Genomic DNA, 18,862 nt, shown 5'->3' with positions numbered 1-18,862 from the left:
CGTCGCGACGAATGTCGCCTCAATCTGCCTGGCTGCGCAGCGATTCCGCCAGCTTGTGCTTGAGAATCTTGCCCGTGGATGTGGCCGGCAGCGCCGGCAGAACGATGATTTCCGATGGGCGCTTGTAGGATGTGAGCTGAGGCCCGACATGCGCCATCAGATCGGAGGCCGTTGTCTCGGTCCCCTGAAGAAGCTGCACAAAGGCGACGACCTCTTCGTTACCGTCCACCGGGCGCCCCACCACCGCGCACTGCACAACCGAGGCATGCGTACTCAACACCGCTTCGATCTCGGCGGGGTAAACGTTGAATCCCGACCGGATGATCATTTCCTTGGTACGGCCGACAATGAAGAGACAATCGCCCTCGAAGCGTGCCAGATCTCCGGTATTGAACCAGCCGTCCGGATCAATCGCTTTCGCGGTGAGATCCGGCGCCCGGTAATAGCCGCGCATCACATTCCGGCCTCGGACATGAAGCTCACCGACCTCGCCGGGAGGCTTGAACGCCCCGTCGAGACTCAGAATCTTCGCCTCGATACCTGGGAGCAGAGGGCCAACCGCCTGATCATCGCGCGGCGCATCAATGCGTACGCCAGATAGCCCGGGCGAACATTCAGTGATGCCATAGCCATTCAATAGTGAGAGCCCGAGTTCCCGCTCCACGCGCGACTTCAAATCCAGATCGAGCGGCGCACCTGCGACCGCAATGAGGCGCAAAGAGCCCGGATCGAGCTTGCTCAAGCCGGCGATCGATTTGTATTCCAGCAATCGCTGATAGGTCGCCGGCACGCCGTTCAGAATCGTGATGCCTTCGTCAGAGATCGCCTTGGCCAACGCAGCCGGATCATACTTGCTTGCCAATCGGACGGACGCGCCCGTCATCAACGTCATCACCAACAACGAAATGCCAACGATATGCGAAATCGGCAGCACGATGTACTGCTTGTCGGCAGGAGTCATGCGGCGGATGTCCGCTGTGGTCTTGGCGCTGAAGAGCAGGTTTTCGTGCGTCAGCATCACGCCCTTCGGCGTGCCGGTCGTACCGGACGTATAGATGAGAACGGCGATCTGATCCTTCGGACTGTCCTCGACGGGCTCAGGTGACGTACCCTCATTGAGGGCGGTCACGGCCACCTCGGATAGCGGGCCGATCAGATGCGCTTGGGCTTCATACCGCGCGGCATGACTCGCCGCTTCCTTGGACACGCCGGTTGTCAGAAGAACGCGGCGCGCCCCGCTGTGATCCCTGATCTGATCCAATTCCCGAGCGGACAGCCGCGGATTGACGACGATCGCCCAGACATCGAGGCGACTTGCCGCGAGCAGAAGTACAGCGAGTGGAATGCTGTTTTCGCTGACGATCATCAGGCGGTCGCCCGGCCTCATGCCGAGCTTGGTGAGATCCCGAGCAACGGTGCCGACGGCCTCGCGCAACTCACCATAGGACAGGCTGCCACTGTCCTCGATCAGCGCTATGCGATCGGGCGTCTCGGCGGCATGTCGGTCTATGACGTGATCGATGCGGCGCGGCAACGCGGAGAGTATGCGCGCCGCCTGATCGGTGTCGACCGTCTTCAACATCTTCGTCCTCCCGGGAAAAGAGCCGCTTGGTCGCAGCTTCTGGATTGTATGGTCAGGTAACCTAGGCCGTCCTCGTTTTCAGGACAGAAGCCTGCTGAACGATCGCCTCTTCCACATCCCTGAGACTGTCCTTGCCGAAGAATATCTCGTTGCCGACGAAGAACGTCGGCGACCCGAACGACCCGCGAGCAACCGCGTCATTCGTGTCCTTGATGAGTTTCTGCTTGACGTCGTCCTGCTGCGCTCGCGCGATCAACCTGTCGATGTCGATGCCGGAGGATTTGAAGGCCGCGGCGAAGACTTCGGGGTCGTCCATCTTCTTCGGCTCTTCCCACATATGGTGATAGGCCGCCCTAAAATACGGATCGAACACACCTTCGAACTTAGCCGCGACAGCGCCGCGCATGAGCATAAGCGTGTTGACCGGAAAGAACGGATTGCTGTTGAACTTGGTGATACCGTGGCGCCGGATGAAGCGCTCGGACTCCAGCCTCTGATATTCAGGCTTGTTCTTGATGCCGCGCAACGACTCCGCAGGCGACATATTACCGGTAGCTTTGTAAATCCCGCCCAGCAGGACCGGAATATATTGAAATTTGACCTTGGTGCGTTGCTCGATACCCGGGAGTGCGGCTTCGGCGAGATAGGCGTTCGGGCTGCCGAAATCGAAATGGAATTCCGGCTGTGATCGATCGGTCAACGGCGCCTCCCCTTTTATCTTGATGGGCACGATCAAATGTCCGCCCCGACCGAACGCTAGAGTTCTATTTTAGAACTGTCAACGGCGAAACCTGCTTTGAAACTGGAACGGCGACAACGGTATTGTTTTGAGGTCCATGCCAAAATAGAATGCGCGGAATGGGGAATGCCGGAGACGTGGGATGAAATGGGATTCGCTTGAGGAAGAGCCGTGTTCGCTGGCCCGCACCGTCGCGGTGATTGGCGACCGCTGGACGCTTATGATTTTGCGCGAATGCTTCCTGCGCAAGCGTCGCTTCGACGCCTTCCAGACATCGCTGGGAATTACACGGCACCTGCTCGCCGACCGCCTCAAGAAGCTGGTTCGATTCGGTGTGCTCCGGCGCATTCCCTATATGGATGCACCCAAGCGATACGAGTATATTTTGACCCAGAAGGGACTGGACCTTTACCCGATCATCATGTCGGTCGTTCATTGGGGTAACATCCACATGGTCGACTCGCGGGGGCGACCGATGCTTCACGAGCACAAGTCATGCGGCAAGCACTTCGATCCGCTCATGATCTGCTCGGAATGCGGCGAGCCGGTGCTTGCGAAGGAAGTCCACGTCCATCCGGGGCCTGGCGCTCGCGAAACGGCAATGCCGAGGACGCAGATTGCCAAGACACAGGTTAAAGTGCAGGCGCCGAAAGCCACCGCTTCCAGGGCAAAACGCGCCTGAGGCCAAGTCCGGACGAAGAACAAGCCGGACTTGGCGACGACTGCGTTACTCCGAGCTCGCGTCCAGAAGACCGCCGAACTGGTCCCAGGAATTCCCGTTCCAGCGCTGCAGCTGAAGCTGGGTATAGGCCATGCTGTTCTGCGGTCCGGTATTGATAGTAATTCCCGGCATCAACGTCGGCAGGGACAGGCCCCGAATATTGCGTGCCTGCTTCACGATATTCTCGCGGGAATAATCGCCAGCGCATTGTTTCAGAACCTGCTCCAGTATCTGGCCCTGCTCCGTGCCATACACATAGTTCGCATCGCCAATGTCGGCACCGGGCAGATATTTCGCGAAGTGGGCTTTGTACCACTGGACCCCGGGATCATCCGCCCATTTGCTGTCGCTCGGATCCTTTGCGATGGTCGCCGCGACGATACCGATCGCCTTGTCGGGTCCTGCAGGCACGATTGTCGACGAGACCGAGCTTGAGACGTAGTTGATCAGGAACAGCGGCTTCCAGCCTATTTCGGACGCTTTCTTGATCGCCTGCGCGGCGAATTTCGGCGTGCCGGCAACCAGGAACGCTGCCGCGCCCGAGGCTTTCAGATTCACCACATGGGAGTCGATGGTGGGCTCACTCAGTTCATATGCGGATGCCACGACCTTCTTGTCGAAAGCGTCCTTGAAATACGCCTTAAACGCCGCGAGGAAGTCCTTGCCGAGATCGTCGTTCTGATACAATAGCGCGATCTTCGCATCCGGCAGCACCTTCGAGATATATTTGGCGTAGATCTTTCCCTCGGTGTCGTAGCTGGGCAGGCCCGTCGTCGTCATCGGGAATTCTTTGAAGTTCGTGAACTTGTTGACGCCGCTCACCACGAACAGGTGCGGGACCTTCTTCGCGTTGACGTATTTGATCGTCGCTCCAATTCCAGGCGTGCCCTGCGGGCCGAACAGGAACGCAACCTCGTCGCTCTCAACCAGCTTGCGCGTTTGTTCGACCGTTTTCGGCGGGCTATAGGCGTCGTCATAGGTAATGAGATTGATCTTTTTGCCGCCGATGCCGCCGCGATCGTTGATCGAGTTGACATAGGCAATGAGCCCCTTGCCGGTATTGCTCAAGGGCGACGCAGGTCCGCTGAACGGAAAGGTCGCACCGATTTTGATTTCGGTATCCGTGACGCCGACTGTCTCGGCTCGCGCCTGCAGTCCGAACAGTGTCGCTGCCATTGCAACGCCAACAAACATTCTTCTCATCATTGTCCGCTCCCTCCAGTGCCGCAAGCTTGACTGCCTGCCATTTAAAATTCTCGAATGAAGAGCTCTCGCCAACGTCGCCGAGCGAAACAGCCCTGCACATGCCCATCGGTGACAGCGACAAGCGCCCGGATCGGCCATCCCCGAGGTGCCGTGGCTCGTCAGGGCAGAGACCGGCCAAGCCCGGCGCTGCTGCGTCGTTCAAACCCGGCAGCCCTCGAAATGAGTTTGGCTATCGATCGATGGGCCGATGACGCGCGATTCCACCGGCACCGATCACCGCGCCACGTGGTGCCGCGCGCGGCATGCACCGCCGTTGGGATCGCAAACCATCAACGCTGTCGTGATCCGGCGCATCATATCCTCCCCTGGCTCGCCGCAATGATCGCGGCGGCATGCAATCATTTGATCGCAATTATTGGTCAGCGACCTTGGTGATCAAGGTCAGTTCTTTTAAAGAACTTGTCAATCGCAAAATGACCGCCGCGCAAGTGGCGAGCTGACGCGACGTCGCCGCTAGGTTTTTCGATCTGCAATCGCTTGCCTTGCAAGCTCGATCCAGACTGGCGCTTCCCGCGCATAGAGCTCGCGCGTCGCCTGCATCGACATCGGTCCTTCATCGATTCCAAACGTCTGGAACATCGTCCTGACCTTTTCGGTCTGCGCCGCCCGCATGATGAGATCCGACAGGCGTTCGACAATGGCCGTTGGCGTACCGGTGGGCACCGCGCAGCATTGATAGGTCAGCAGACCGAACAGCGGCGAATCCGCCCCCTGCTCGGCAAACGTCCTGACTTCCGGAAAGGTCGTGAGCCGCTTGCGCGGCACAGCGACGACTGCACCCGACCCGCTCTGCAGGACCGGCTGCGCGCCGACGATCGTACCGACACCGCCGTCGACCGTCTGTGCCAGCATATCGGTGAACATCGGTGCCTCACCACGGTAGTGGATCGGCTCGATGTTCAGGCCATATTGCTTGTTGAGCGCGAGGATCGTGAGGTGCGGAGGTGAGCCGACCCCGAACGTTCCGAGCGTCATGCGCCCCGTCGCGCGTGCATGACGAACGACGCCGTCGAGGTCGGTGATGCCCAGCTGCTTGCGCATGATGAGCGGCAGTCCACCCGTCGGCATCGCCGAAACCAGCTGAAAATCCTTATCCGTGTCGTAGGCAAGATCTTTGACCAGCACGCGGTTCACGGTCATCGCGCCAGACGTATTGAACAGGATGGTATAGCCGTCCGGCACTGCCCGCTTGACCTCGGCCCCGGCAATCGAACCGAGCGCGCCGGTCTTGTTCTCGACGATCACTGGCACGCCGGTCTGGCTTCCGATGAACTCGGCATACATCCGCGCATAGACGTCGGTCTGTCCGCCCGGGGCGAAGCCGACGACGATCCTGATCGGTCGCTGCGGCCAGGTGTCCGCCGCCGATCGTGCGATCGACGGGACTGCAACGGTGGACGCCGTTGCGGCCAAGAAAGACCGGCGCGTTATTTTCATTCTTCATCCTCCCTCTGATAGGCGTCGTCATTTTTCCGTCCGCGTCATTGAGGCCTGTTCGGCTGCGGATCGTCGTCTTGAGACCGGCGCAATTTCGCTTACGCGCGGCCAGCGTCGCCGGTGTTACGGCTGCAACGCCGCCCGGTCTTGTTGGAGCGATCAGCCCGGCTTGTTGGCCGCCGAGGCATCCCGATAGGCGGAGCGATTCAGCACACGGTCGAGATAGGGCGTCGCGCTGTCGCAGATCGCTACCTGATAATCGATGGCCCAGGTCAGACACGTGGTCAGCAGGATGTCTGCGGTGGTGAACTGTTCACCCAGGAGATATTCCCGCCCGTCGGACAGCGCCGCATCGACGTGCTTCAACTGCTTCCTGAAATACTCCGCAGCCTGGGCGACAACGCCCGGTGCATCACCATAGATGTGAGACAGTCCCTTGATCTGCCCATGCCGCCTCATGACGTACAGGCTCGTGGAATCCAGCTCGGTGACGATGAAGAAACACCATTCGAGCCACTTCGCGTAAGTCTCGGAGTCTTTCGGAATGAGGGAGGCGGCCTGGTCGGGATAGGTCTTGGCTAGATAGGCGATGATCGCAGCGCTCTCGCCGATGACGAGCGTGTGGTCCTGCAACAGCGGCACCTTTTGCCGGGGATTGAGGGCCGTATATTCCGGCGTTTCGGTCTCCCCCGTCCGCGGCAGGATCGGCTTTCGGGTATAGGGAAGCTTCAATTCATGAAGCGCCCAGTGAGGTCGGATGGTCCGGCTGGTGCCAACGCCCCACAACACGAGTTCCGGGTTCATCACCATTTCTCCGCAGCCGGCCGAAGATCGAGCTCATGCGTCCATCCGTCTCGCTTCTGCGCATGGGCGAACCAATAGGCTTCCGCAATCGACGCCGTCGTGGTGAGGCTGTCGGGCTGACGGGCGGCAGGATCCAGGCCACGGCTCCTCATCCGCTCATGGATCGCCTCACTGTCGACGCCGGCATCGATCAGCAGGTGCACGACGTGGATGTTCTTCGGTCCGAGCTCTCGCGCCATGGCCTGCGCAACGGCCCGCAGACCGAATTTCGCTGCCGAGAAAGCGGCAAAGCCGCTGCCGCCGCGCATGCTGGCCGTCGCGCCGGTGAACAGCATCGTGCCGGCGCCGCGCGGCACCATATGCTTCGCTGCCTCACGTCCCACCAGGAAGCCGGCATAGCAGGCTAGTTCCCAGGCCTTGAAGAACAGCTTCCCGGTCGTTTCGAGCAGTGGCTTCTGCACATTGGATCCGGCATTGAACAGGCACACCGCGATGGGGCCCATCTCATCTTCCACCGTCTGGAACAGCCGCTGCACCTCCTCCTCGTTTCGGGCGTCGATCGATCTGGCGTGGACATCGTGGCCCTGCGCGCGCAGCTCCTCGACCAGGCCCGCAGACTTTTCAGCATCGCGCCGCGCGATACAGATCGCGTATCCCCCCTGTGCAAATCGCCGTGCGACGGCCGCACCAATTGCATCCCCCGCTCCCACCAGGAGCGCCACCTGCTTCTTGTCAGTCATGTCAACGTCCCTCGCCTTCAATTCGGACGACCTTCGACAGGGTCATCTCGGTGATTGCCGCATCGTCGAAGCCAAGATCTCGCAGGATCTCCCGACTATGCTCGCCAATGCGTGGTGCCGGCCCGCCGATGGCCGCCGGGCGCTCTTCGAACCGGGCCGCCGGTTTCGGCTGACGGACGCGGCCGACGGACGGCTGCTCCAACTCTTGGATGATGCCGCGCGCCACCACCTGCTCGTTGGCGACGATCTCGCTACGGCGCAGCACCGGTGCACATGGCACGTCCGCGGCGTCCAGCCTGGCAAGCCATTCGGCCGTGGTCCGGGTGGCGATGTATTCCTGCATCTTGTTGATGCGCGCGGTGGCATTGACCGAGCGCCCCGCAGGCGTCGCGAACCTCTCGTCCTTGACGAGCTCAGGGTCGTCGGTGGCGCGGCAGAAGCCCTGCCACTCGGAATCCGAGATCGTGCCTGCGGTGATATAGCCGTCCACGGTCTTGAAGATCAGATCGGGGCGATCATTAGGATCCGGCGACGAGGCCTCCGCGCCGACGACGGTGTGTTGCATCATGCCTTCAGGCCACAGGAACGACAGCATGGCGTCCAGCATCGCGACCCGAATGTGATCGCCGCGTCCAGTCTTCTCGCGCGCATAGAGCGCCGAGGACACGGCCTGTGCCGTCAGCACTGCCGTCGTCTTGTCCGCGACGATGGTCCGTATCATCTGAGGTCGGTTGGTGCCGGCCTGCGACTGGATGTCGGCGAAACCCGATAGCCCCTGAACGATCGGATCGTAGACGCGTTTCTTGGCGTACGGCCCGGTTTCACCAACCCCGCTGATCGAAACGTAGATGAGGCGCGGATATTGCGCCCGGAGTTCGTTGGCTCCCAACCCGAGACGCTCCATCGTACCCGGGCGAAAGTTCTGCACGAGGACATCGGACTGGGCGATGAGCTTCTTGACAATCCGCGCACCGGCTTCGCTTTTGATATCGAGCGAGATCGAGCGCTTGCCTCGGTTCGACGAGATGAACAGCGCCGAGAACTGCCCGGCCTTGTCGATGGCGGCCCGGCTGCGGCGCGTGATGTCACCGCCCAGCGGCTCGATCTTGATGACCTCAGCGCCCTGGTCCGCCAAGAACATGGTTGCAAATGGACCCGACACGACGCTGGTCAGATCAAGTACGCGAACTCCCAAAAGAGGCCCTGGCATGCGTTCCATTCCCACTGCATTCGGCGCACGACGCACCGTTGAGTGGATCTGTTAGAAGAACGCGGGCGACCAGGCTTGCCAGATAGTGCCGGATCTACGTGAAAGCGACATTGCTTTCCGACTTTGCTAATGCCGCACCGCGGCGCGAAAGCCCGACGGACAAAGACCAGTGTGCTGTTTGAATTTCGTCGTGAAATGTTGCGAATGGCTGAAGCCAACTGCAAGGCCAATTTCCGTCAGCGAACACTTCTCACTAATAAGAAGGTATTTGGCGCGCTCAATGCGCCGACCGATGACATACTGATGCGGGGTATCGCCGGTACTTTCGGAAAATGCCCTAATGAAATGTCGAGTGCTCAATCCGACCAGCGAAGCCATCTCCATCAATCCGATCGACCGACCGAGGTTTTCCTCGACGAACTCGGAGATCCTTTTAAGATTGCACTGGGTGAGACCACCTCGGTTGCCAAGCGGCGTCTTGGTGCCGCTCAACCGCTTTAGAACAGCGAGTGTCTGGATTGCCCACCCCTCTGCCATCATCGCATAGACATCGTCGTCATGATGCGGCTCGCTGCACAGTTCTTCCAGTCCGAAGGCGATTGCGGGGTTATCGAACCCCAGTCTCGGCGCTGCCGCAAAGCTTGGAAGTCGTTCCGATATGAACGTCTGGTCGAAGAACACGACTGTATAATCCGACTTTGCCGATGTGACGGTGAATTCGCCGTCGATCTCCAAGCCAGCCGGATAGACGGCCAAGTTGCCGGCAAGTTGCTGGTCGAACGACTGACCATCCATCTTGCCGCGCAGCTTCCGCGCACCCCTCCTATAGAAGAAGAGCGCTAGTTCTGGCTGCTTGAAATGCCATTGAACCTGCTTCGACACGTCCCTGCGGAAGCTTTCAATCCGGATTACGGGCGTGCGGACGACGGTGTTAGACAGCACGCGACCGCCGACGATCCTGATGAATTCTCCATTCTCGGATACATTGCTCATGCGACTGTCTCCCCTGCGCGTCGATGCACAACTCGCTCGGCAACCGCAACGCCTGGATGGCTCGAGATGAGGATGCTGTTTCCACGCGACCGGGCACAACATCGCTCCGTCGGAAGTCCATCGGACTTCGCGGACAGACCGCGCATCTATTTCCTCCCGACGGTCATTCAGCTGACCGTCTTTGACAATCGGCTCAAGCGGAGACGATCCTGCCTTGCAGCCTCTTGCCCGAAGATTATAGTTCTATTTTAGAACTGTCAATTTTCGAACAGTGCACGACGGGGGGACTCTTCATGACGATCTTGACGCCGGTTTCGGTCGAAACGGGAACGGACGAATTGCTTTGTCATATCGACCGTCGGGTCGCCGTGATCACGCTCAATCGCCCGGCGGCCCGCAATGCGCTGTCGGACAAACTCACACCCGCCCTGCGCCGGATGATCGCATACTGCTCGACCGACAATGGCATACGCGCGGTGCTGATCACCGGCGCCGGCGAGGCTTTCTGCGCGGGTGGCGATGTGAAAGGCATGGGCGACCGCAGCAGCACAGACGAACTAACCTTTGGTCAGAAAGTAACGCGCCTGATCGAACGTCAACGCACTTTGACCGGCGCGCTGTTCGAGATGCGGAAGCCGACGGTCGCGGCCCTTCCCGGTGCGGCTGCAGGCGCAGGCCTCTCGCTCGCATTGGCCTGCGATATCCGCATCGCAGCTGAGCAAGCATTCGTCAGTACGGCCTATGCCAGAATCGGGCTGAGCGGCGACTACGGCATCGCCTGGCTACTCACGCGAACGGTGGGAGCCGCCCGCGCAAGAGAACTGATGTTGTTGTCCGACAGAGTCGATGCACAACGCTGCGAAACTATGGGATTATTCAATCGGATCGTGGCCGCCGACAGGCTTGCCGAGGAGGCGTTCATGATCGCGTTGAAATTGGCGAATGGACCCACAAAGGCCTACAGCGCCATGAAAGACAACCTGGACGAGGTGCAAAACGTCGGCTTTGCCGCATCGCTAGACAAGGAGGCCGAGCGGCTGGTCCGCTCCGCGCAGACCGAGGAGCATCGCGAAGCCGTCAGAGCGTTCGTCGAGAAGCGTCCAGCGGTGTTTCGGTGAGCGCAGATGGCAGACAATACGCGTTGCCTGAGATGCCGTTACCAGATGTCTTTAGATCGACACTGCAAATACGACGACGGGGTCGAGGTGAGAGTCTACCTATGCAAGATCTGCACGTATATTCACGTCGAGACCGCAAAACTCGACGACGCTCATAACTGGCACGGCGTGCACTACGTCATTTGACGCCGACCACTTTTCGTTCACCTGTTCACCGCTCTTCCACATCTAACTGTACACCACCGCGAGTTCGACGCTGATACCGAGGATGTGCGACGATGTAGACCTACACCAGAGCCGCGACCGACGTCGCGAGCAATGAAGTATGGGTCCAGCTTACAATCGCCAAGAATTAATCGCACGGCAGGCTATCGCTAGTTGAAACCAACGTGTTGATGCTGTGCGGCCATCCGAGCGGCAACGATGCCACGAGGGAGATTTCGTGGGTCAACGATGTCCGCTTTGCGCCGGGAGCTGACGTTCGCTCGTGGGCGCTTACGCTACCGCGCGCTGTAGGCGATGCAGCATGTAATCGATCTCCTCGCGCGCCTTCGCTGACAGTGCGGAACCGGGCTTGCGTTGGGCGTCCGACGCCAGAAACCCGCGCTTCATCATCACATACTTCCGCACGGCAAGGCCAACGCCCTGCTGCTGTTCGTATCGCAAGAGCGGCAAGTGCGCATCGAACAGATCATGCGCCTCGTCGCGCTTGCCGGCCTTCTGCAGCTTGACCAGCTCGACGAGCATGTCAGGGAACGCGTAGCCGGTCATCGCGCCGTCTGCGCCGCGCTCCATTTCAAAATCGAGGAACAGTCCGCCATTCCCGGTCAGAATCGAGATCGGCCGCAACGACCCTTCAGCCTGGAACGCACGCAGCGTCGATATCTTTTCAAGACCCGGCCAATCTTCATGCTTGAGCATGACGCAGGACGGGTTCTCCTGGACGATCTGGCGGATGACTTTCGGCGTCATCTGCACCGACAGTGTCAAAGGATAGTCCTGGATCACGAACGGAATGTCGGCGCCGATTGCCTCAATAGCCTGACGATAATAGCCTATGATCTGATCGTCCGTGCGCAGGCTCGGCACCGGAGCAATCATCACACCCGCCGCACCGTTCTCCATCACAGTCCGCGACAGCGCACGCATCGCGGCGAATCCGGGTGCCGAAACGCCGACGATCACCGGCAGTTTTCCGAAGCCCTTCACGAAATGCTTAGCAATCGCGATCGATTCCTCGGGCTCGAGCTTCGGCGCCTCACCCATGATGCCAAGCACCGTGACGCCGGTTGAGCCAGCCTTGAGGTATCCGTCGATCAATGTGCCGAGCGAGGCCTCATCAAGACGACCATCGGGATGAAACGGGGTGGGGGCGATTGGGAAGACGCCAGAGGCGGTTGCGTCGAGAGCCATGATTTGATCCTTCAGATGCTAGTAATGAGACCACCATCGACGCGGATGACCGAGCCGTTGACGTAAGATGCGCGGGTGCTGGCGAGAAAGGCGACCACATCAGCATATTCTTGTGGCTCACCATAACGGCCGGCAGGAATACTGGCGGTGCTCTCCGCAGACACGTCCTCGACGGAGCGGCTTTCACGCTTTGCCTTCTGCTCGTCCAGGAAACGGATGCGACTGGTGGCAACCCGGCCTGGAAGCACGATATTGGCTGTGATGCCGTCACGTCCAACTTCGCGGGCCAGCGTCTTCGACCAGCCCACGAGTGACAATCGCAGTGCATTCGAAATGCCGAGATTGGGAATCGGCGACACCACGCCAGACGATGTCGATGTCACGATACGTCCCCATTTGCGGGCGCGCATGCCGGGCAATACGCGATCGGTCAGCGTGATGACCGACAGCACCATCTGCTCGAAGCTCCTGCTCCACAGTTCCGGGTCCTGCCCGGCAGCAGGCGTCGGCGGCGGCCCACCGGTATTGTGGACAAGGATGTCGATGGGGCCGAACGCTGCCTCGATGGCACTGACGCGCGCATCCATCGCGGCACGATCGGCCAGATCGAAAGCGGCGGCCATCGCGTCGCCTCCATCCTGCTTGATCTCCGCGACGACACGATCGAGCGCGGCCGCGTCGATGTCCGCAAGCGCGACACGCGCGCCTTCACTCGCCAGCGTCTTCGCGATAGCGCTTCCAAGGCCGCCACCGGCGCCAAGCACCAGCGCGACCTTGCCCTGAAGTCCGAGATCCATGTCCTGTCCTTTGTCGAAATGCTGAATCGATATGCGTGTTGGCCTGTCAGTCCGGCCCTAGATTTGGGCCGGGCACGGCCACGCGTTGCAGGTAATCGGCCTTGCTGGAGTGCATGTGCTCGACGCAGAGCTGCGATAGCGCCCAATTGTCGTTGCCACGCAGCAGTGAAATCATCATATCGTGCTGCTGGATCGACACCTGCAGCCCGTTGTGATCGGCAAGGTTCTTGGCACGCATGGGCAGTGTCAGGCCCATGTAATCCTGCAGCGATCGCACCAGATACGGGTTTCCGCACGCCGCAAACAGAGCGATGTGGAACGCGTCATTGGTGTCGTGAATGCCGCGCAAATCGCCGCGCTCGGCATACCGCACATATTCTGCTTGAATGGCTTCGAGCTCCATGATCAGCGACGCCTTGGCTGGCAACGGGATCATCAGTGCGGCCTGGCGCGTGAGCATCTCGCGCACTTCATAGATCTGCTTCACCTCGGCCGTCGAATAGGAACGCACCGTCGCGCCCACATTCTTCTCCCTCTGGACGATGCCGGTATGCTCGAGATGCACCAGCGCCTGGCGCACGAAGTGCCGCGAGGCGCCATAGCGTTCCATCAGGTTGTCTTCGATCAGCCGCGCGCCGGGCGGTAATCGGCCAAAGATGATATCCTCTTCGACACGTCGGATGATCTCGGCCTGTTCATCGGCGCGCGACGCAATTTTGGTGACGGTCATCTGGCATTGCCTCGAGATGCTTCGCGCCCTGACAACCGGTAGCAATCCTCGACAAGGCGTAGGGTTTGCAGATTGTCCGCGGGAGAGGTCTCGAAAGGCGCTCTGCTTTGCAGCGCATCGATGAAATGCGCGATGGTCGCATCGTAGGAACCCTGATAGGTCGCAGCTAGATCGTAGGCGCGGATCTCGCTTTGCGCGCCCGTCAGCTTCAGCTGCGTACCTTCGAGCCGAATTGAGCCAATCGTGCCAAGGATTTCGAGTTGATCGGCCTGCGATATCGGCGCGCCATGAGCTGCAAAGCTCGCGAACAACGACACACCGGCGCCGCCGCGGGATCGCATCTGGATCACGGCACCGTCTTCACCCGCAATATCCGGACATGTTTGGGTCAGCGCCGCCGCGATCACATCCAGCGGGCCTAGCAGCATGCGCAAAGTATCGAGATGGTGAATTAGCACTTCAGCCACCAGCATGCGGGACTCGCCGCGCATGAACGGCTGGCGCTCGATCGCAGGATATTGGCCGTTTGCATCGGGAATCGTGCCCGATGTCAGCAGCGTCAGACGGGCAGCTGTCACCGCCCCGATACGACCGTCCCTGATCCAGGATGCGGCATCGCGATAGTATGCACGAAAGCGCCAGTTCTCATGCACCATCAACCGGATGCGACCCTCGACATCACGAGCCAACGCCTCGGCTTCTGCGAGTGTCGGGGCGAGCGGCTTCTGGCAAAGCACCGGCAGACCACGATCGGCGACGAGGCGTACCAAAGGCGCATGGAAGGCACGCGGCGCAGCAATATCGACCGCATCGAGTTCACATGCCGCCAGCATGTCTTCCGCGCGCGAAAAGCATTGCGCGATACCGAACTGCCGGGCGCGCGCAGCAGCATTCTCCGACGAGGGATCGGCGATCGCGACGACCACGGCACGCCCCGCGAGCTTCTGCCATGCCAGCAGATGATATTGCGTGACCCACCCCGCACCAATCAATCCGATCCGCAACGGCTTGCTCATTGCCCGATATCCCGACGCTTCTCGCCGATGACGGCCCGGCCCGTCGTTGCGTCAAACACGAAGACCGCATTGACCGGGAAATACAGATCGACGGTCTCGTCGATGGCGACAGGCACATGACGCGGCAATCGCGCCGTCCACTCCACGCCGGGTTCGATTTCGACCAACAGCAAGGTTTCCGCGCCCAACGGCTCCACCGCGATCGTACGCCCCCGCACATGGCCCGCAGGCTCGCTGCCTAACGCCGCCTTGTTGATATGCAAATCCTCGGCGCGCACGCCGATTGTCACTTTTTGGTCTACCAGCTTTCCCAATAACTGAGGCGACCAGCGCGTCAGCGCCGTCTCAAGGCTCTGGCTTCGTGCCACAGAGCTTTCATTGGCCGAAGCGACAACCGCCGTCGCCAGATTCATCGGTGGCGATCCCAGGAATCGGGCGACGAACGTGTCCGCCGGCTCCCAATAGACGTCGAGCGGCGCGCCGATCTGAGCAACGCGACCGGCATTCATGACGCAGATCCGCGTTCCCATGGTCATGGCCTCGACCTGGTCGTGGGTCACATAGATCATCGTCGATCCCAGCCGCTTGTGCTGCTTGATGATCTCGCTGCGGGTGTTGACGCGTAGCGCGGCGTCGAGGTTGGACAGCGGTTCGTCGAATAGGAACACCATCGGCTCGCGCACCATGGCGCGCCCGAGTGCGACACGCTGGCGCTGGCCGCCGGACAGCGCGCTGGGCTTGCGCGTCAGCAGCGGCGTCAGACCAAGAATATTCGCCGCATCCTGCACCCGGCGTTCGATCTCGGCAGCGGCGAAATTGCGCCGGCGCAGGCCGAAGGCGAGATTGTCCGCAACGCTCATATGCGGATAGAGCGCATAGGACTGAAACACCATCGCGATGTCGCGATCCTTGGCCGGCACCTGATTGACTACGCGATCGCCAATCGAGAGCTTGCCGGAGCTGATCTCTTCCAGGCCCGCGATCATGCGCAGTGTCGTCGACTTGCCGCAGCCTGAGGGCCCGAGCAGAACCATGAATTCGCCGTCGCCGATATGAAGATCGACCTTGTCAACGACCACCGGACCTGTCGGCCCATATTGTTTGGAGAGTTTGTCGAGGGTGACAACGGCCATGGCTGCCTCTTATTTGATTGCGCCGGCAGTCATGCCGCGAATGAGTTTCTCTGAGAAGAAAACGTAGACGATGATCACCGGAATGACGGAGATCATGACGCCGGTGGCGATCATGCCGATGTCCTGGAAATGATCGCCCATGAAGGCGCGAATGCCGACCGGCAGCGTGCGCTTGTCAGGATCGGTGATCAGCACGACGGCAAACAGAAATTCGTTCCAGAGCTGGATAAAGTTCAGGATCAGCGTAGTGGCAATCGCCGGCATGCCGATGGGCAGCACGATGCGCCGGAAAATTTCGAGATCGCCGTAGCCATCGATCTTGGCGGCGTCGAACAGATCCTGCGGAATGCGCGCAAAGAACCCTTCCAGCAGATAGATTGTCAGCGGCAGCTGCAGCGACACATAGACCAGCGTCAGCCCGAGCAGGCTGTTGTAAAGATTGTAGTCGACCAGGATCTGATACAGCGAGATCAACGTAATCTGCGGCGGGAAAATGATCGACGAGAACAGGATGCCGTAGACCAGCCGATTGCCGCGGAAACGATAGCGCGCCAACGCATGCGCTGCTGCGGCGCCAAGCAGCGTCACGACGGCGACGGCGCCCACCACGACAATCGTGGAATTCCAGAAATAGGTCGCAAAATCGGAATCGACCCAGGCGATCCGGAACTGCTCCCAGTGGAACACTTTGGGCCACGCATAGTGGTCGGCGCTGATTTCGGCGGTGGTGCGCACCGACATCGTGGCGAGCCACAGGAACGGTCCCAGCGTGTAGATAGTGTAGAGGCCCAGCACGAGAGCGAGCGCTCCGCGGCTGAAGAAACGCGGCAAAGGTGCGCGTTCCGCAAGCATGGCAGCCACGATCAGTACTCCAGACGTTCGCGGGTCGCCAGAAGGCGATTGAGGATGATGACAGCGGCGCAGACCACCACGAACCACACCGACGCGATGGCGGAAGGATATCCGAGATCAAAGGTGTTCCAGTTGAAAGCACGCTTGTAGACGTAGGTGGATACGGTTTCGGTCGCCCATAGCGGGCCGCCCTGGGTCATGATCCAGACCAGATCGAAGATCTTCATCTTGCCGATGAAGGCAAGAATATAAAGGTTCAGCAAGGTCGACCGCAGCATCGGCACAATGACGTAGCGCAGCTTGGCGCCCCAGCCGCAATTGTCGAGTTCGGAGGCTTCTAGTACCTCGCGCGGCAACGAATGAATCGCCGCGAGACAGACCACCATGTTGAAGCCTGCCCATTTCCAGGCATGGGTCACGATGAGTGCGCCGAGCGCTAAATTTGGATCACCGAGCCAGGACGACGCCAGTGCCCCAAGCCCGACGGCGCGCAGCATGGCGTTGAGGATTCCCCAGTCGTAGTTGAATATCCACATCCAGAGGATCGCGACGACGACGTAGGATAGAAGGACCGGAGTGAACCACGCGACCCGCAGGAAGCGCGCGGCAGGAACGCCCGCATATAGCGCCAGTGCGAGCAGCAGGCCTGTCACAACATCGAGCACGGGCGCGATGAACGACCAGATGAATGTGTTCCGCACCGACACCCAGAACGTCTCGTCGGACATCAGCGCGCGATAGTTATCCAGGCCGACGAAGGTCGCATCGAGACCTTCAATGGTGAAGAAGCTGTCATAGAAGGTTCGAAACGCCGGATAGGCGGTCAGTCCGATATACACCGCCAAAGCCGGCGCCAGAAAGACGGCCAGCACCCACCAGCTCGCCCGGCGCGGATCGGCCAGCGAGGGGGCTGCGTGCTGAGCCCCCTCCTCGGCAGCGGATGGAATGCTGATCGATGTCATTGTTAGTACTCAGCTCTTGAAGCAGGCGCTGTCCATCTTCTCCGCGGCTTCCTGAACGCTCAGAAGGCCAGCCGGAAAAGCGTTGTTCATGACCTGGGTGTAGGTCTCCGCACACTTGGCGCGGTAATACAGCAGAGGCGTGCCGAAGAAGTATTTGACGTTCTTGTTGCGTGCGTTGAGCTCCGCAAAGTAGTCCTTGCGCGGGCTGTTGATCTTGGCCGGGTCGGATTTCAGACCGGTCTGCAGCGAGACCTGCTCCATCCACTTGGTGCCATTCTCGACGGTGGCCATGGATTTCATCAGCGGACCGGCGCAATCCTTGTTCTTGCTCTTTGAATACATCACGAAGCTGCCGGCGACGGCGAGCGTCTTGCAGTCCGGACAAGCGCCCTTGTCCATTGCCGGAAATTGCATGATGCCGAGCGGGAAATTGGCCGGCATGCCACCACCTTCCGGTGGCGCAAAGGCGCGACCCGTGAACCAGCTCGGATCCGGGAAGGTCAGCGCGCCCGGCGTGTTGTAGAAATAGAAGTGGGACTCACCGAGCTTCAGCGTGGAAAAACTCTTCGGATAGGCACCGGCATCGACCAGCCCCTTCATCCAGGTCATGACTTCAACGACGCGCGGATCCTTGAACGACAGCCCACCATTGAGCAGCTTGCCATAGTCCTCGATACCGAGCTTACGCAGCAGCGACTCGAACAGAAGCAAGCCACCCGGGAACGGACGATCGCCGACGCCCTGCGACACCGGGGTGATGCCGGCGGCAACGCCCTTCTTCACCAGATCGGTGAACTGCTCCTGCGTTAGCTGGAACGACGCCGGCACATCCACGCCGACCTTCTTGACCGCGTCCTTGTTGTAGTAAAGCTCGACCGTATAGGCCTCGACCGGCAGGCCGTAGACCTTGCCCTTCGATGTCCAGGCCGGTTTCGACCAGTCCTCGTACTGCGCCAGATCGACATAGCTATCCAGCGGTTCGAGGAAGCCTCCGGCGAGAAATTCCGGCTGATCCGGTTCCATGTAGAAAATGTCGGGCGCCTGCCCGGTCCGCACCGCTGATTTGGCCTGGGTGTAGAGATCCGCCTTCGGGATAAAGCTGAGCTTGACCGAGCACTGCTTGTTCGCAGCCTCGAAGTCCTTCACCCGCGTCGTCACCCAATCCTTCTTGGCGGGCTCGTCGGGCCAGTTGCTCCACATCGTGATCTGCGTGGCCTGCGCAAAAGCGGGAGCAGCGCTCGCGATGGTAGCCGCCGCGACAACCGCAGCCAGTCCAATTCTCCGTGCCGTCATGGTGATCTCCTCCGGATGTCTGTTTTTTATTGGGCCGGACCCTGGAACAGGTCCAG

General features: G+C 60.2%; 18 protein-coding genes. 2 read left to right on the top strand and 16 right to left on the bottom strand.

Annotation, left to right across the window (positions count from 1 at the left end):
• Positions 1-19: 19 nt before the first annotated feature.
• Both AB7813_RS28800 and AB7813_RS28795 read right to left on the bottom strand, forming a co-directional pair.
• Entirely contained in the window at positions 20-1,582 is a 1,563-nt protein-coding gene (locus AB7813_RS28800) for a class I adenylate-forming enzyme family protein (protein ID WP_439063230.1), read from the bottom strand.
• Between the two features lie 61 nt (positions 1,583-1,643).
• A complete protein-coding gene (locus AB7813_RS28795) occupies positions 1,644-2,282 on the bottom strand; it encodes a 2-hydroxychromene-2-carboxylate isomerase (protein ID WP_439063229.1) in 639 nt (212 codons plus the stop codon).
• Positions 2,283-2,463: 181 nt separating this feature from the next.
• On the opposite strand from AB7813_RS28795, the gene AB7813_RS28790 reads away from it, so the two are divergent.
• On the top strand, positions 2,464-3,003 hold the full coding sequence (locus AB7813_RS28790) for a winged helix-turn-helix transcriptional regulator (RefSeq protein WP_309946831.1): 540 nt from the start codon (positions 2,464-2,466) through the stop codon (positions 3,001-3,003).
• A gap of 45 nt (positions 3,004-3,048) precedes the next feature.
• On the opposite strand, the gene AB7813_RS28785 is transcribed toward AB7813_RS28790, so the two are convergent.
• The 6 genes from AB7813_RS28785 to AB7813_RS28760 all read right to left on the bottom strand — a co-directional run bounded on the left by AB7813_RS28785 (position 3,049) and on the right by AB7813_RS28760 (position 9,492).
• Complete coding sequence (locus tag AB7813_RS28785) at positions 3,049-4,248, bottom strand: ABC transporter substrate-binding protein (RefSeq protein ID WP_120288900.1); 1,200 nt, start codon at positions 4,246-4,248, stop codon at positions 3,049-3,051.
• A gap of 513 nt (positions 4,249-4,761) precedes the next feature.
• Positions 4,762-5,745, bottom strand: coding sequence for a Bug family tripartite tricarboxylate transporter substrate binding protein (locus tag AB7813_RS28780; RefSeq protein WP_089267534.1), 984 nt, complete (start codon positions 5,743-5,745; stop codon positions 4,762-4,764).
• A gap of 159 nt (positions 5,746-5,904) precedes the next feature.
• Entirely contained in the window at positions 5,905-6,549 is a 645-nt protein-coding gene (locus AB7813_RS28775) for a glutathione S-transferase family protein (protein WP_439063228.1), read from the bottom strand.
• On the bottom strand, positions 6,549-7,289 hold the full coding sequence (locus AB7813_RS28770; RefSeq protein WP_089267535.1) for an SDR family NAD(P)-dependent oxidoreductase: 741 nt from the start codon (positions 7,287-7,289) through the stop codon (positions 6,549-6,551). The genes AB7813_RS28775 and AB7813_RS28770 overlap by 1 nt, the downstream gene beginning before the upstream one ends.
• A 1-nt stretch (position 7,290) precedes the next feature.
• A complete protein-coding gene (locus tag AB7813_RS28765; protein WP_439082825.1) occupies positions 7,291-8,499 on the bottom strand; it encodes a CaiB/BaiF CoA transferase family protein in 1,209 nt (402 codons plus the stop codon).
• A gap of 126 nt (positions 8,500-8,625) precedes the next feature.
• Positions 8,626-9,492, bottom strand: coding sequence for an AraC family transcriptional regulator (locus AB7813_RS28760; protein ID WP_309946839.1), 867 nt, complete (start codon positions 9,490-9,492; stop codon positions 8,626-8,628).
• A 299-nt stretch (positions 9,493-9,791) separates the two neighbouring features.
• Between AB7813_RS28760 and AB7813_RS28755 the strand changes: the two genes are divergently transcribed.
• Positions 9,792-10,610 carry an enoyl-CoA hydratase-related protein gene (locus AB7813_RS28755; RefSeq protein ID WP_439084195.1) on the top strand — a complete coding sequence of 273 codons (819 nt, stop codon included), beginning with the start codon at positions 9,792-9,794 and terminating at the stop codon, positions 10,608-10,610.
• Between the two features lie 495 nt (positions 10,611-11,105).
• On the opposite strand, the gene AB7813_RS28750 is transcribed toward AB7813_RS28755, so the two are convergent.
• From AB7813_RS28750 to AB7813_RS28715, 8 genes are read right to left on the bottom strand one after another with little or no spacing between them, the layout of a single operon-like run.
• Complete coding sequence (locus tag AB7813_RS28750; RefSeq protein ID WP_439063226.1) at positions 11,106-12,023, bottom strand: dihydrodipicolinate synthase family protein; 918 nt, start codon at positions 12,021-12,023, stop codon at positions 11,106-11,108.
• A gap of 11 nt (positions 12,024-12,034) precedes the next feature.
• Entirely contained in the window at positions 12,035-12,820 is a 786-nt protein-coding gene (locus AB7813_RS28745) for an SDR family oxidoreductase (RefSeq protein ID WP_439063225.1), read from the bottom strand.
• A gap of 46 nt (positions 12,821-12,866) precedes the next feature.
• On the bottom strand, positions 12,867-13,550 hold the full coding sequence (locus tag AB7813_RS28740; RefSeq protein WP_093760894.1) for a GntR family transcriptional regulator: 684 nt from the start codon (positions 13,548-13,550) through the stop codon (positions 12,867-12,869).
• Entirely contained in the window at positions 13,547-14,566 is a 1,020-nt protein-coding gene (locus tag AB7813_RS28735; protein ID WP_439063224.1) for a Gfo/Idh/MocA family protein, read from the bottom strand. The genes AB7813_RS28740 and AB7813_RS28735 overlap by 4 nt, the downstream gene beginning before the upstream one ends.
• Positions 14,563-15,699 (bottom strand): ABC transporter ATP-binding protein, encoded by a 1,137-nt coding sequence (locus AB7813_RS28730; RefSeq protein ID WP_439063223.1) that lies wholly within the window; start codon positions 15,697-15,699, stop codon positions 14,563-14,565. The genes AB7813_RS28735 and AB7813_RS28730 overlap by 4 nt, the downstream gene beginning before the upstream one ends.
• A 9-nt stretch (positions 15,700-15,708) precedes the next feature.
• Positions 15,709-16,551 (bottom strand): carbohydrate ABC transporter permease, encoded by an 843-nt coding sequence (locus AB7813_RS28725; protein WP_175368247.1) that lies wholly within the window; start codon positions 16,549-16,551, stop codon positions 15,709-15,711.
• Between the two features lie 11 nt (positions 16,552-16,562).
• A complete protein-coding gene (locus tag AB7813_RS28720; protein WP_439063222.1) occupies positions 16,563-17,513 on the bottom strand; it encodes a carbohydrate ABC transporter permease in 951 nt (316 codons plus the stop codon).
• A 9-nt stretch (positions 17,514-17,522) separates the two neighbouring features.
• Positions 17,523-18,806 carry an ABC transporter substrate-binding protein gene (locus AB7813_RS28715; RefSeq protein WP_439063221.1) on the bottom strand — a complete coding sequence of 428 codons (1,284 nt, stop codon included), beginning with the start codon at positions 18,804-18,806 and terminating at the stop codon, positions 17,523-17,525.
• Positions 18,807-18,862 lie beyond the last annotated feature (56 nt).

Source organism: Tardiphaga sp. 20_F10_N6_6 (assembly GCF_052076045.1).
GTDB lineage: Bacteria > Pseudomonadota > Alphaproteobacteria > Rhizobiales > Xanthobacteraceae > Tardiphaga > Tardiphaga robiniae.
Note: the sequence above shows the minus strand (reverse complement) of the source record. Positions and strands in the feature narration are given on the sequence as shown.

Excerpts from the sequence above, each read along its gene's own strand:
- AB7813_RS28800 (WP_439063230.1), bottom strand. The coding sequence starts at position 1,582 with ATGTTGAAGACGGTCGACACCGATCAGGCGGCGCGCATACTCTCCGCG.
- AB7813_RS28790 (WP_309946831.1), top strand. The coding sequence starts at position 2,464 with ATGAAATGGGATTCGCTTGAGGAAGAGCCGTGTTCGCTGGCCCGCACC.
- AB7813_RS28785 (WP_120288900.1), bottom strand. The coding sequence starts at position 4,248 with ATGATGAGAAGAATGTTTGTTGGCGTTGCAATGGCAGCGACACTGTTC.
- AB7813_RS28780 (WP_089267534.1), bottom strand. The coding sequence starts at position 5,745 with ATGAAAATAACGCGCCGGTCTTTCTTGGCCGCAACGGCGTCCACCGTT.
- AB7813_RS28775 (WP_439063228.1), bottom strand. The coding sequence starts at position 6,549 with ATGAACCCGGAACTCGTGTTGTGGGGCGTTGGCACCAGCCGGACCATC.
- AB7813_RS28770 (WP_089267535.1), bottom strand. The coding sequence starts at position 7,289 with ATGACTGACAAGAAGCAGGTGGCGCTCCTGGTGGGAGCGGGGGATGCA.
- AB7813_RS28765 (WP_439082825.1), bottom strand. The coding sequence starts at position 8,499 with ATGCCAGGGCCTCTTTTGGGAGTTCGCGTACTTGATCTGACCAGCGTC.
- AB7813_RS28760 (WP_309946839.1), bottom strand. The coding sequence starts at position 9,492 with ATGAGCAATGTATCCGAGAATGGAGAATTCATCAGGATCGTCGGCGGT.
- AB7813_RS28750 (WP_439063226.1), bottom strand. The coding sequence starts at position 12,023 with ATGGCTCTCGACGCAACCGCCTCTGGCGTCTTCCCAATCGCCCCCACC.
- AB7813_RS28745 (WP_439063225.1), bottom strand. The coding sequence starts at position 12,820 with ATGGATCTCGGACTTCAGGGCAAGGTCGCGCTGGTGCTTGGCGCCGGT.
- AB7813_RS28740 (WP_093760894.1), bottom strand. The coding sequence starts at position 13,550 with ATGACCGTCACCAAAATTGCGTCGCGCGCCGATGAACAGGCCGAGATC.
- AB7813_RS28735 (WP_439063224.1), bottom strand. The coding sequence starts at position 14,566 with ATGAGCAAGCCGTTGCGGATCGGATTGATTGGTGCGGGGTGGGTCACG.
- AB7813_RS28730 (WP_439063223.1), bottom strand. The coding sequence starts at position 15,699 with ATGGCCGTTGTCACCCTCGACAAACTCTCCAAACAATATGGGCCGACA.
- AB7813_RS28725 (WP_175368247.1), bottom strand. The coding sequence starts at position 16,551 with ATGCTTGCGGAACGCGCACCTTTGCCGCGTTTCTTCAGCCGCGGAGCG.
- AB7813_RS28720 (WP_439063222.1), bottom strand. The coding sequence starts at position 17,513 with ATGACATCGATCAGCATTCCATCCGCTGCCGAGGAGGGGGCTCAGCAC.
- AB7813_RS28715 (WP_439063221.1), bottom strand. The coding sequence starts at position 18,806 with ATGACGGCACGGAGAATTGGACTGGCTGCGGTTGTCGCGGCGGCTACC.